The sequence below is a fragment of the Streptomyces sp. NPDC048419 genome (assembly GCF_043200415.1).
Taxonomy (GTDB): Bacteria; Actinomycetota; Actinomycetes; order Streptomycetales; family Streptomycetaceae; genus Streptomyces.
In genome coordinates this window covers 431,277-443,170 of sequence record NZ_JBICXT010000004.1, presented here as the reverse complement: position 1 = coordinate 443,170, position 11,894 = coordinate 431,277, and the positions used below count along the sequence as shown (strand labels likewise).

Annotated in this window: 11 protein-coding genes; 7 read left to right on the top strand and 4 right to left on the bottom strand. The window is 72.8% G+C overall.

The window, feature by feature from the left end; all coding sequences use genetic code 11:
- Window positions 1–126: 126 nt before the first annotated feature.
- The 3 genes from ACGFYN_RS12385 to ACGFYN_RS12375 all read right to left on the bottom strand — a co-directional run bounded on the left by ACGFYN_RS12385 (window position 127) and on the right by ACGFYN_RS12375 (window position 3,831).
- Complete coding sequence (locus ACGFYN_RS12385; protein ID WP_393865733.1) at window positions 127–780, bottom strand: hypothetical protein; 654 nt, start codon at window positions 778–780, stop codon at window positions 127–129.
- A gap of 132 nt (window positions 781–912) precedes the next feature.
- Window positions 913–2,751 carry a glycoside hydrolase family 15 protein gene (locus ACGFYN_RS12380; RefSeq protein ID WP_393865732.1) on the bottom strand — a complete coding sequence of 613 codons (1,839 nt, stop codon included), beginning with the start codon at window positions 2,749–2,751 and terminating at the stop codon, window positions 913–915.
- Between the two features lie 300 nt (window positions 2,752–3,051).
- Window positions 3,052–3,831: a DeoR/GlpR family DNA-binding transcription regulator gene (locus ACGFYN_RS12375; protein ID WP_393865731.1), complete on the bottom strand. Its 780-nt coding sequence runs from the start codon at window positions 3,829–3,831 to the stop codon at window positions 3,052–3,054.
- 147 nt (window positions 3,832–3,978) lie between these two features.
- On the opposite strand from ACGFYN_RS12375, the gene ACGFYN_RS12370 reads away from it, so the two are divergent.
- Window positions 3,979–4,860 (top strand): SIS domain-containing protein, encoded by an 882-nt coding sequence (locus ACGFYN_RS12370; protein WP_393865730.1) that lies wholly within the window; start codon window positions 3,979–3,981, stop codon window positions 4,858–4,860.
- A 43-nt stretch (window positions 4,861–4,903) separates the two neighbouring features.
- Window positions 4,904–5,770 (top strand): ketose-bisphosphate aldolase, encoded by an 867-nt coding sequence (locus ACGFYN_RS12365; RefSeq protein ID WP_393865729.1) that lies wholly within the window; start codon window positions 4,904–4,906, stop codon window positions 5,768–5,770.
- Here the strand turns inward: ACGFYN_RS12365 and ACGFYN_RS12360 are convergent.
- On the bottom strand, window positions 5,767–6,900 hold the full coding sequence (locus ACGFYN_RS12360) for a methyltransferase (RefSeq protein WP_393865820.1): 1,134 nt from the start codon (window positions 6,898–6,900) through the stop codon (window positions 5,767–5,769). The genes ACGFYN_RS12365 and ACGFYN_RS12360 overlap by 4 nt on opposite strands.
- Window positions 6,901–6,968: 68 nt before the next feature.
- Here ACGFYN_RS12360 and ACGFYN_RS12355 point away from each other — a divergent pair, with 68 nt between their 5' ends.
- The 5 genes from ACGFYN_RS12355 (at window position 6,969) to ACGFYN_RS12335 (ending at window position 11,695) form a co-directional block, all read left to right on the top strand.
- Entirely contained in the window at window positions 6,969–7,637 is a 669-nt protein-coding gene (locus tag ACGFYN_RS12355) for an alpha-ketoglutarate-dependent dioxygenase AlkB family protein (protein ID WP_393865728.1), read from the top strand.
- A gap of 35 nt (window positions 7,638–7,672) precedes the next feature.
- Entirely contained in the window at window positions 7,673–8,911 is a 1,239-nt protein-coding gene (locus ACGFYN_RS12350; RefSeq protein WP_393865727.1) for an ROK family protein, read from the top strand.
- 50 nt (window positions 8,912–8,961) lie between these two features.
- On the top strand, window positions 8,962–9,417 hold the full coding sequence (locus ACGFYN_RS12345; protein ID WP_393865726.1) for an RpiB/LacA/LacB family sugar-phosphate isomerase: 456 nt from the start codon (window positions 8,962–8,964) through the stop codon (window positions 9,415–9,417).
- 109 nt (window positions 9,418–9,526) lie between these two features.
- Window positions 9,527–10,654, top strand: coding sequence for a PfkB family carbohydrate kinase (locus ACGFYN_RS12340; protein WP_393865725.1), 1,128 nt, complete (start codon window positions 9,527–9,529; stop codon window positions 10,652–10,654).
- Between the two features lie 51 nt (window positions 10,655–10,705).
- On the top strand, window positions 10,706–11,695 hold the full coding sequence (locus ACGFYN_RS12335; RefSeq protein WP_393865724.1) for a pseudouridine-5'-phosphate glycosidase: 990 nt from the start codon (window positions 10,706–10,708) through the stop codon (window positions 11,693–11,695).
- Window positions 11,696–11,894 lie beyond the last annotated feature (199 nt).

Genomic DNA, 11,894 nt, shown 5'->3' with positions numbered 1-11,894 from the left:
CGGGCGGGGGGGTGGGGGGGGGGGGGGGGGGGGGGGGGGGGGCGGGGGCGGGGGGGGGGGGGGGGGGGGGGGGGGGGGGGGGGCGCCCCCCCCCCCCCCCCCCCCCACTCGGTGATCCGCATCCGGCTACGCTCGGACCAGCTCGCGGCGGCGGCTCGCGCTGCGGTACGTCGAGATGCCCACGGCCAGCAGCCAGTAGCTCAGGATCGCGCCCATCAGGGCCGTGGTGCCCCAGCCGTTCGCCGCGTAGAAGTGCGCGGGGGTGTTGCCGAAGAACAGGGACGGCACGAACACGAGGTTGATGACCGCGAGCGCGTAGGCCGACCGTCCGACCCAGCGCGCCAGCAGGTCGGTGCGAGTGACGGCGACGCCCACAGCCGTGAGGAAGAACGCCAGCATCAGACGGGAGATCGAACCGTAGAGAATGTAGGTGCCGTTGACCGTGATGGTCGGGTCGATCCGGTGGTCGGTGGCGATGACCGCGCCCGCCTCCAGACCGGAGGAGACGAGGGTGATCGTGGTGTAGACGAGCCCGGTGGCGAAGGCGATCGAACCGGCCCATTCGTAGGCGGGGTTGGTGTGCTTGACCAGTTCGCGGAAGGCCGTCACGAACACCACCAGGAAGGCGAGGGCGACGATGCCGATCAGCAGCCGGGCGAGCACGTTCGCGTCCGTCGGTGGGCCCGAGTAGACGAAGTACAGCGGCACTTCGACGATGAACGCGGCCGCGGTGGCGATGCCTGCGGCGCCCGTCAGGCGCCGGGCGAAGATCTCGTTCATGGTTGGTCCCCCGAGTCCGGTGAGGTGGATTTCGTGCCGGCCGCTCGCCGACATCAGGAATCCTTCCTGTTCAGGGCACCGTCGTCGCTGGGCCTGAACACCGGATGCCGGGTGTACCCGGCAACACCCCCCTCAGCCCAGGGCCTTGTCCAGATTGAAGGCCGCGCTGATGAGTGCCAGATGGGTGAACGCCTGTGGGAAGTTGCCCTGTTGCTCACCGGTGTGGCTGATCTCCTCGGCGTACAGGCCGAGATGGTTGGCGTAGGTGAGCATCTTCTCGAAGGCGAGCCGCGCCTCGTCGATGCGCCCGGCATGAACCATGGCCTCGACGTACCAGAACGAGCAGATGGAGAAGGTGCCTTCGTCGCCGCGCAGCCCGTCGGGGCTGCTGAGCGGGTCGTAGCGGTAGACGAGGGAGTCGGACACCAGGTCGTGGGTGAGGGCGTCGAGGGTGGACAGCCACTTGGGGTCGGTGGGCGCGATGAACTTCGTCAGCGGCATCATCAGCACGGCCGCGTCCAGTACGTCGCCGTCCTCGTGCTGGACGAACGCCTGCCGCGTCTCGGACCAGCCCTTCTTCATGATCCGCCGGTAGATCGTGTCGCGGCACTCGAGCCAGCGGGGCAGGTCGGCGGGCAGGCCGCGCCTGTTGGCCATGCGGATGGCGCGCTCGATCGCCACCCAGCACATCAGCCGTGAGTACAGGAAGTTCTTGCGCCCGCCGCGCGTCTCCCAGATGCCCTCGTCGGGCTGGTCCCAGTTGGCGCACACCCACTCCACCAGTGCGGACACGTCGTCCCACTGGGCGCTGGAGACGGGCTTGGCCCACTTGTCGTAGAGGTAGATCGAGTCGATGAGCGCGCCGTAGATGTCGAGCTGGAGCTGGTCGGCGGCGGCGTTGCCGACGCGGACCGGTGCGGAGCCCTGATGCCCATCCAGATGGCCGAGTTCGGTCTCCGTGAGGTCGGTGCGGCCGTCGATGCCGTACATGATCTGCAGGGGGCCGGAGGGCCGGCCGTCGCCCGGGCTGATGTGGCGGGTCACGAACTTCATGAACGCCTCGGCCTCGTCGGAGAACCCGAGGCGCAGCAGGGCGTACACGCAGAAGGCGGCGTCGCGCACCCACACGTACCGGTAGTCCCAGTTGCGTTCCCCGCCCAGCTGCTCGGGCAGGCTGGTGGTCGGCGCGGCCACGATCGCGCCGGTGGGCGCGTAGGTGAGCAGCTTCAGGGTGAGGGCGGAGCGGTGCACCATCTCCCGCCAGCGGCCACGGTACTTGGAGGCGGAGAGCCAGCGCCGCCAGTACGCCACCGTGGTGCCGAACTGCTCCTCGGCCTCCATCTTCGCGCACCGGCGCGGCTGCACGTCGCCGCCGACCTGGTCCAGCGCGAACACCGCTGTCTCGCCCTCGGAGAGCTTGAAGTCGGCCCGAACGTCCGGCCCCTGGGCCTCCAGGGGCACGGTCGCGGTCAGCGCGAGGGCCGGCCCGTCGGCCTCGAAGACGGCCGCCTCGCCGGCCATGCGCACGGTGTGCGGCCGGGTGCCGTAGTCGAACCGCGGCGCGACCCGGGTGCGGAAGGGGATGGAGCCGCGCACGCACACCACCCGCCGGATCAGCCGGTGCCGCTCCGCCTCCACGTCCGCGCCGCCGACCGGCATGAAGTCCTGCACCTCGCCGACGCCGTCCTCGGTGAAGAACCGGGTGATCAGCACGTTCGTGTCGGGGAAGTAGAACTGCTTGGTCCGGGCCGGGACGGACGCCGCCAGCTCGAAGGAGCCGCCGCGCTCCGCGTCCAGGATCGCCGCGAAGATGCTCGGCGCGTCGAAGGCCGGGCAGCAGTACCAGTCGATCGTGCCGTCCGTGCCCACGAGGGCCACGCTGCGCAGATCGCCGATCAGCCCGTGCTCCGCGATCGGCAGATAGCGCGGGCCGGCCCCGGGGACGTCCTGGTCGATCACTCGTGCGCCCATAGCAGCCTCCCTGCCGCACCACACATCCCGCCCTCAGCCTAGGCGGATTCGGCGCGGGGAGCGCGGGCATCGTGGGAGTGGGAGCGGCTCGCGGTGGGTCGTGGAGGCGTAGGCGCCAGACGGTGAGGTCGCCCTCCTCGAAGCGACGCACGCCCGCGCGCTCGCCGCGAGGCGGATTCGGGCCGGGGAGCGCGGACATCGCGGGAGCGGGGCGCGGCCCGTGCCGGGTCTGGAGGCGTGTGCGTCGGGGGCGCGGCGGCAGGGGCGGCCCGTGCCGGGTCGTAGGGGCGGGCGTGCGGGTCAGACCGTGATGACGGTCAGGCCCGCCTCTTCGAAGCGACGCACGTCGTCCGCGCTCGCCGCCGTGTCCGTCACGAGGGTGTTCACCGCGTCGGTCCCGCAGATCCGTGCGAACGCCCGCTGTCCCAGCTTGCTGGAGTCCGCGGCGACGATCACGCGCTCGGCGCGCTGGCACAGCAGCCGGTTGATCGCGGCCTCCGCCTCGTCGTGCGCGGCGGCGCCGTGCGTGGCGTCGAAGGCGACCACGCCGAGCACGGCCACGTCGACGGTGATCTGGCCGAGCACGCCGTCCGCGAGCGGCCCGATGAGCTCGTAGGACTGCGGACGCGCCACCCCACCGGTCACCACGATCTTGAACTGGGGCCGCACGGCGAGCTCGTTGGCGATGTTGAGCGCGTTGGTGACGACGGTGAGGGCCGGCGAGCCGGAGGCGAGATCGCTGCGCACGGCCAGGGCGCGGGCCACCTCGGTGGTGGTCGTGCCGCCGGTCAGCCCCACCGCCTCGCCGGGCGCGACGAGGTCGGCCACGGCCTTGGCGATCCGCTGCTTCTCGGAGGGGTGCCGGGCGGTCTTGTAGCGCAGCGGCAGCTCGTACGACACCCCGTGCACGACCGCGCCGCCCCGGGTGCGGACGAGCATCTGCTGCTCGGCGAGCTGGTCGAAGTCGCGTCGGATGGTCGCGGACGAGACCTCCAGCTCGGCGGCGGCCTCCTCGACGTCCAGCCTGCCGCGCTCGACGAGCAGTTCCAGCAGCGCCTTCCAGCGGGCGTCCCGCGACATGCCCACCCTCCCGTTCCTCGATCTCCCGGCGACCCTAGCGCACACGGTCCTCGCTCGAATGCTTGATTATGCTCGAAACAGCCCTGTATCTTGCAGAAACAAGCAAACGGCCGCGTCGAGCGGAACCACATCAGGGGAGGGCCCGGCATGACCCATGTCGAGGACGAGCTGACCAGTCAGCCCGAGTGCTGGATACGGGCCGCGGAGGAGGCGGAACGGCACCGCGAGGCGCTCCCCGCGCCGGGCGAGCGGGTCGCGATCGTCGGATGCGGCACCTCGTACTTCATGGCGCAGGCGGCCGCCGTGCTGCGCGAGAGCGCGGGACAGGGCGAGACGGACGCCTTCGCCGCCTCCGAGTTCCCGTACGGCCGTCCGTACGACCGCGTCGTGGCCCTCACCCGCTCCGGCACCACCACCGAGGTCCTCGGCCTGCTCGGCCGGTTGAAGGGGCGCACCCGCACGGTCGCGATCACCGCCGACCCGCACACGCCCGTCATGCAGGCGGCCGACGACCTCGTCGTGCTCGACTTCGCGGACGAACGCTCCGTCGTGCAGACTCGGTTCGCCACCACCGCCCTCACCCTGCTCCGCGCCCACCTCGGGCTGCACACCGACGCCGTGGTCGACGACGGCCGCACCGCCCTCGCGGCCCCGCTGCCCGAAGGGCTCGTCGCCTGCACGCAGTTCACCTTCCTGGGCCGGGGCTGGACGGTGGGCCTGGCCAACGAGGCCGGCCTGAAGATGCGCGAGGCCTCACTCGCCTGGACGGAGTCATACCCGGCGATGGAGTACCGGCACGGCCCGATCAGCATCACCACCAGGGGCACGGCGACCTGGATGCTCGGCGCCGCCCCCGGGGGCCTGGCCGAGCAGGTGCGCGCCACCGGCGGACTGTGGATCGTGGGCGAGCTCGACCCGCTCGCCGAACTGGTCCGCGTCCACCGCCTCGCCGTCGCCGTCGCCGCGGCCCGCGGCCTCGACCCCGACCAGCCCCGCCACCTCACCCGCTCGGTCATCCTCGCGCCCTGACTCGCCCCTGCGTGCTCTGACGCGCCTCTTCGAAGGAGAAGCCGTGCCCCTCGTCACCACCGGCGAACTCGTCACCCGCGCAGCAGCCGAGCGCTCCGCCGTCGCCGCGTTCAACATCATCACCCTGGAGCACGTCGAGGCGGTGGTGGCCGGCGCCGAGTCCGCGCAGGCCGCCGTCGTCCTCCAAGTCAGCGAGAACGCGGTCAAGTTCCGCTACGGACGGCTGCTGCCGCTAGCCCGCGCGGCCGTCGCCGCCGCCGAACGCGCCGCCGTCCCCGTCGCGTTGCACCTCGACCACGTCCAGAGCGACGACCTGCTGCGCGAGGCCGCGGACGCCGGATTCAGCTCCGTGATGTACGACGCGGCCCGCCTGCCCTACGAGCGGAACCTCGCCGCGACCCGGGCCGCAGCCGAGTGGGCGCACTCCCAAGCCCTGTGGATCGAGGCCGAGTTGGGGCAGGTCGGCGGCAAGGCGGGCGAGCCCGCGCTGGACGCGCACGCGCCCGGTGCCCGCACCGACCCCGCCGAGGCCCGCGCCTTCGTCGCCGACTCCGGCGTGGACGCCCTCGCGGTCGCCATCGGCACCACGCACGCCATGACCACCCGCACCGCCACCCTCGACCACGACCTCCTCAAACGGCTCGCCGCCGCCCTGGAGGTACCGCTCGTCCTGCACGGCTCCTCCGGCGTGCCGGACGGCGAACTCTCCGCGGCGGTCGCGGGCGGCATCGCCAAGGTGAACGTAGGCACCGCCCTCAACATGGCCATGACGGGCGCGATCCGGCAGTTCCTGGCCGAGCACCCCGATACGGTCGACTCGCGGAAGTACCTGAGCGTGGGACGGCAGGCGATGGCCGAGGCGGTGACCGGGATCATCAGGACACTCGCCCGCCCGCCTGCCGACCTCTAGCGCTTGACGGCCTTCAGCACCACGAACTTGGGGTCGCCGGCGACCAGTTGACTGTTGCCGAACACCTTGCGCAGCTTCACGTGGTAGCCGAGATGCCGGTTGCCGATCACCCACAGCTCACCGCCGGGGCGCAGCACCCGCCGTGCCCCGGTGAACATCCGCCACGCCGTCGCGTCGGTCGTCGCCTGGTGCGAGTGGAACGGGGGATTGTTGAGCACCAGGTCGACACTCCCGGCCGGCACCCCCGCAAGCCCGTCGCCGACCCGGAACTCCGCGTGCCCCGGCACCCCGTTCGCCTTGTACGTCGCCTCCGCCGAGGCCACGCCCTGGAACGACTCGTCCACGAACAGCACCTCGGCCGCCGGGTCGGCCAGCGCCACCGCCGTACCGACCACGCCGTTACCGCAGCCCAGGTCCACCACCCGCAGGCCGGTGCGCCCGGCCGGCAGGTGCTGAAGGAAGAAGCGGGTGCCGATGTCGAGCCGGTCGGCGCAGAAGACGCCCGCGTGGTTGACGACCGTACGGCCCGAGACCGCGCCGATGCCGTCGGGGAGCGCGTACGTGTACGGCCACGGGTTGGCGGGCCGGTCGAGGCAGGGCCGAGGCGTGCAGAAGATCAGCCGCGCCTTCCGTTCGGCGAGCGAGGTGCGGGTCGGCCCCAGAATCCGCTCGAAGAGCCCGAGCGTGGAGGTGTGGATCTCCTTGACCATCCCGGTGCCCACGACGACCGTGCCCTCGTGCACCGCGGGCGCCAGCCGCAGCAGCTGGTCCTCCAGCAGCGCCAGGCTCTTCGGCACCCGGACCAGGAGCACGTCGACCCGCTCGGGCGGTGGGTCCTGCGTGGTCAGCAGGCGTACGGCACCGGTCTCGACGCCGGCCCGGTCCAGGTTCGCCCGGGTCGCCTCCTGTGCGAGGAACGAGTCGGTGATCTGCACGGGCCGGTGCCCGGCGAGCGCGGTGACCAGCGCACCCCAGCGGTCGCCGAGGACCACGACCGTGCCGGACAGCGGGACGTCCTGCTCCGCGAGGTGCCGCAGGAGGTACTCGTCGGAGGCGTCCCAGGCACGCAGCCGGTCGCGCGGGTCCTCGGGGAATCGAGTCAGCGCCGGTTCGCCCCACGGCGTCGTCATACGGTCGTTCATCGTGTGCCCAGGCTAGCCGAGCCGCAGCTCACGGCCGGTGGGGGAGGATGGAAGGCATGGATGCCGAGCTGTTCCCCCGCGAGCGTACGGAGGTCGCGCCGGGCGCGGTGCACGTGCCCGACTGGCTGGACGCGGACGGACAGCGCGACATGCTCCGGGCCTGCCGCGAGTGGGCCCGCCCACCGGCCGGCCTGCGCACGGTCCGCACTCCCGGCGGCGGCACGATGACCGCCCGGCAGGTCTGCCTGGGCTGGCACTGGTACCCGTACGCCTACGCCCGCACGGTCGCCGACGGCGACGGCGCACCCGTGAAGCCGTTCCCCGGCCGGCTGGGCGAACTGGGCCGCCGCGCGGTCCGGGACGCGCTGGGCGAACGCGCGGCACACGACCTCCTGGGCGAACCGGCCGCGGCGTACGACATCGCGCTCATCAACTTCTACGACGCCGACGCCCGCATGGGCATGCACCGGGACAGCGACGAGAAGTCGGACGCCCCGGTGGTGTCGCTCAGCCTGGGCGACACCTGCGTCTTCCGCTTCGGCAACCCCGAGACGCGTACCCGGCCCTACACCGATGTGGAGCTGCGCAGCGGCGACCTGTTCGTGTTCGGTGGACCCTCGCGGCTCGCCCACCACGGCGTGCCGAAGGTGCAGCCGGGCACCGCACCGCCCGAGTTGGGGCTGACGGGACGTCTGAACATCACGCTCAGAGTCAGCGGCCTGTAGCCGGCGCACCTGCGGATCATGGGAGACTCGCCCTCATGAGCGGCAAGGCGGACCCCCGGACGGCGGGGGAAGGGACCACCTCGAGGACGCGGCTGGACCGGGGGCGCGGTGCGCTCGGGCCCGCGTTGGAGCTCGTGCACACCGGACGTGCGCCCACCCGGGCCGTGCTCACCGCGGAACTCGGGGTCACCCGGGCCACCGCCGGTGCGGTCGCCGCCGAACTGGAGGCCCTCGGGCTGATCCGGGTGGACGCCCGGCCCGGCGCGGCGGCCGGTTCGCAGGGCAGGCCCTCGCACCGGCTCGCGGTCGCCGAGGACGGGCCGGTCGTGCTGGCGGCCCAGGTGCACGCCGACGGCTTCCGCGCCGCGCTCGTCGGCCTCGGCGGCCGGATCGTCGCCACCGCGCCGGGCTGCGAGACCGTCGACGCCGACCCGGCCAAGGTCCTCGTCTCCGTCGTGGAGGCGGGCTCCGAGCTGCTGCACACGACGGGACGGCGCTGCGTCGGCGCCGGACTCGCCGTGCCGTCCGCCGTCGCCGAGCCGGACGGCCTGGCCCTCAACCCCCTGCACCTGGCGTGGCCCGTCGGCGCGCCGGTCCGCCGGCTCTTCGCCGAATGCGTGCGTACGGCCGGGATCGAGGGACCCGCCTTCGCGGGCAACGACGTCAACCTCGCCGCCCTCGCCGAACACCGGCACGGGGCCGGCCGCGGCGCCCGGGACCTGCTGTGCGTGGCCACCGGGCACCGGGGCGTGGGCGGCGCGCTCGTGCTGGACGGCCGCCTGCACACGGGCAGTTCGGGCCTGGCCCTCGAGGTCGGGCACCTCACCGTCAACCCGGAGGGCCGGCCCTGCCACTGCGGCAGCCGCGGCTGCCTCGACGTCGAGGCCGACCCGCTGGCCTTCCTCACGGCGGCCGGCCGCGACCCCGGCCCCGAGGTCTCGCTCCTGCAGCAGGCCATCGACCTGATCCGCAACCACTACGACGACCCGTCCATCCGCACCGCCACCGAGGCACTCATCGACCGCCTCGGCCTCGGTCTCGCGGGCCTGGTCAACATCCTCAACCCCGACCGCATCATCCTCGGCGGCCTGCACCGCACACTCCTCGACGCCGACCCCGGGCGCCTGCGCGCCGTCGTCGCCGACCGCAGCCTGTGGGGCCAGAGCGGCGGCGTCCCCATCCTGCCCTGCACCCTCGACCACAACAGCCTGGTGGGCGCGGCGGAGTTGGCGTGGCAGCCGGTGCTGGACGATCCGCTGGGTGCGCTGTCGTAACGGCCTGTCGTGCACTGGGAGCGGGCGTCGCACGGCGTTAGTCTCCGAGCATGCGGATCTCCGTTTCCTCGGACATGGACGAACCCGTGGCGCACCTGCTCGTCGCGGAGCTACGAAGGCGCGGCCACCAGGTGGTACCGCACGGAGCACTGAGCCCCGGAGACGACCCCCAATGGGCCGCGTGCTCCGAGGCGGCGGCCCGCGAGGTCGCCGAGGGCGCCTCGGACCAGGCGGTCGTGTGCTGCTGGACCGGCACGGGCGCCTCCATCGCGGCGAACAAGGTGCCAGGCGTGCGTGCGGCCCTGTGCACGGACGCCTGCACGGCGGAGGGCGCCCGCCGCTGGAACGACGCGAACGCGCTGGCGCTGAGCCTGCGCCTGACGTCCGAGCCGCTGCTCAAGGAGATCCTCGACGCGTGGTTCGCCGCCGCGGCGAGCGAGGACGCCGAGGATCGGGAGAACGTGGAGCGGGTGGCGCGGCTCGATGCCTGGAAGGGCGCGGGCTGAGTGCCTACGGCACGGACCTGAGCCCGTCCGCCACTTCGGCGCACCTCTTGGGAGCGCCCTTCCGCTCACCCCTTGCTTACTCCAATAAAGGCCCTTTAGTTTGGTCAGTATGATGCTGACCCAGCGGGAGCGCGAGATCATCGCCTTGCTGCGCCGCGACCCGCTGGCGGGTCCGCAGGCGATCGCCGACGCCCTCGGCAGCACCCGGGCCGCGGTGAACGTGCACCTGTCCAACCTGGGCAAGAAGGGCGCCATCCTCGGCCGCGGCTACATCCTCCGCGAGGAGAACGCCGTCGTGGTCGTCGGCGGGGCCAACACCGACGTCAAGGTGCGCAGCCTCGCTCCCGTACGGCAGCGGACGAGCAACCCGGGCCGGGCCGGCACCACGGCGGGCGGCGTCGGCCGCAACATCGCGGAGAACCTCGCGCGGCTCGGCACCCCGACGCACCTCATCGCCGCCGTCGGCCGGGACGCCGCGGGCGAACGGCTGCTCGCGGAGACCGCGGCGGCGGGTGTGCGCCTCGACCACGTGCACCGCAGCACCCATCCGACGGGAACGTACACGGCCGTCCTGGACGCCGACGGAGACCTCGTCGTGGCGGTCGCGGACATGGCCGCCACCGAAGCCCTGGCACCGGAGGACCTGCACCCGGCCCGCGAACTCATCGCCCATGCCGACATGTTGGTCCTGGACGGCAACCTCCCGGCCGCCGTACTGGCCCACGCGATGGACGTCGCGCACCCCGCCGACGTGCCGGTGGTGATCGACCCGGTGAGCGCACCCAAGGCGGCCTTCCTCGCGCCGCTGCTCAGCACCCGGCGCCCGGTCTTCGCGTTGACGCCCAACCTCGACGAACTCCGTTCCCTGCTCGGCGAGTTCGTCGGCGACAGCGAGGGCGAGGTCGTGGCGGCGGCCGGCGCGCTGCACTCCCGCGGTGTGCGGCACGTGTGGGTCCGGCTCGGCGCCCGCGGCAGCGTGCTGAGCTCCGCGGGCGAGGACGCGCGGTTCCTGGCCGCCCCGCCCGCCGAGGTCGCCGACGTCACCGGAGCCGGCGACGCGATGCTCGCCGCGTTCGTCCACGCCCTGCTGGACGGCCGCGATCCGGTGGACGCCGCCCGCTTCGGACATGCCGCCGCAGCCCTCACGGTCGCGAGCGCGGCGACCGTACGACCCGACCTGACGCCGCGTCTGATCGGAGACGTACTCGACGACAGCACGGCGCCTACGCATGCCTGAACAACCGATCGCCTGCCCAGCCGGCCTGAACAACCCGATCCGGAGCCCGAGATGATCACGCCCGCCCCCGCCCCGAACGCCGCGACCTCTGTCCCGCACCCGCGGCTGGTGCTGACCGACGAGGTCCGCGAGGCGCTGCGCGACGGGCGTCCCGTCGTGGCGCTGGAGTCGACGATCATCAGCCACGGCATGCCGTATCCGCAGAACGTCGGGATGGCCGTGGAGGTCGAGCAGATCATCCGCGACGGCGGCGCGGTCCCCGCGACGATCGCCGTGCTGCACGGCCGTCCCCGCATCGGCCTGACCCCCGAGGACCTGGAGCTTCTCGCGACCGCGCCGGACATCACCAAGGCCAGCGTCCGTGACCTCGCGTACGTGATGGCGCGCGGCGCCCACGGCGCGACGACCGTCGCGGCGACCATGCGGCTGGCCGCCCTCGCCGGCATCCGCACCTTCGTCACCGGCGGCATCGGCGGTGTGCACCGCGGCGCGCCGACGACGTTCGACATCAGCGCCGACCTGACCGAACTGGCCACCACCGGCGTCGCGGTGATCAGCGCGGGCGTCAAGAGCATCCTCGACATCGGCCTCACGCTGGAGACCCTCGAAACCCTCGGCGTCCCGGTCCTCACGTACGGCACGGAGGAGTTCCCGGCTTTCTACTCCCGCCGCAGCGGCTTCACTTCGCCCATGCGCGTGGACTCGGCCGCCGAGATCGCCGCCGTGATGCACGCCCGCTGGGATCTCGGCATCCCCGGCGGTGTCAGCATCGCCAACCCCGTGCCCGTGGACGAGGAGGTCCCCGCCGAGCGCATGGACGGCGTCATCGCACGGGCCCTGGCCGAGATGGACAAGGCCGGCATCACCGGCAAGGACACCACGCCGTACCTCCTCGGCCGAATCGTCGAACTCACCGGAGGCGAAAGCCTCCAGACCAACATCGCCCTGGTCAAGAACAACGCCCGTCTCGGCGCCCAGATCGCGGTCGAGTACGCCAAACTCGACCGACCGGGCCACGACGACGCGGACCACCGGCTCTGATGGCGCGGGCCGACTCCAGGGACGCAGGTCATGGGCTCGACGGTTCGGGTCGACGGCTCTGACGGGTCGGGTCACTGGTGGGACGGGCCTGGGGCACCGGCTTGAGGGTGCCTGGTCGCCGGCTGGGACGTTCCAAGCGACCGACCACGGCGACCGCGGCTCGCCGCCGCACGAGGGTGCGGGCCGCCGGCTGCGAGCG

Bases quoted from the DNA above. Each gene is read 5' to 3' on its own strand.
- ACGFYN_RS12340 (WP_393865725.1), top strand. From the start codon at position 9,527: ATGATGCTGACCCAGCGGGAGCGCGAGATCATCGCCTTGCTGCGCCGC.
- ACGFYN_RS12370 (WP_393865730.1), top strand. From the start codon at position 3,979: ATGACCCATGTCGAGGACGAGCTGACCAGTCAGCCCGAGTGCTGGATA.
- ACGFYN_RS12350 (WP_393865727.1), top strand. From the start codon at position 7,673: ATGAGCGGCAAGGCGGACCCCCGGACGGCGGGGGAAGGGACCACCTCG.
- ACGFYN_RS12345 (WP_393865726.1), top strand. From the start codon at position 8,962: ATGCGGATCTCCGTTTCCTCGGACATGGACGAACCCGTGGCGCACCTG.
- ACGFYN_RS12380 (WP_393865732.1), bottom strand. From the start codon at position 2,751: ATGGGCGCACGAGTGATCGACCAGGACGTCCCCGGGGCCGGCCCGCGC.
- ACGFYN_RS12360 (WP_393865820.1), bottom strand. From the start codon at position 6,900: ATGACGACGCCGTGGGGCGAACCGGCGCTGACTCGATTCCCCGAGGAC.
- ACGFYN_RS12335 (WP_393865724.1), top strand. From the start codon at position 10,706: ATGATCACGCCCGCCCCCGCCCCGAACGCCGCGACCTCTGTCCCGCAC.
- ACGFYN_RS12385 (WP_393865733.1), bottom strand. From the start codon at position 780: ATGAACGAGATCTTCGCCCGGCGCCTGACGGGCGCCGCAGGCATCGCC.
- ACGFYN_RS12355 (WP_393865728.1), top strand. From the start codon at position 6,969: ATGGATGCCGAGCTGTTCCCCCGCGAGCGTACGGAGGTCGCGCCGGGC.
- ACGFYN_RS12375 (WP_393865731.1), bottom strand. From the start codon at position 3,831: ATGTCGCGGGACGCCCGCTGGAAGGCGCTGCTGGAACTGCTCGTCGAG.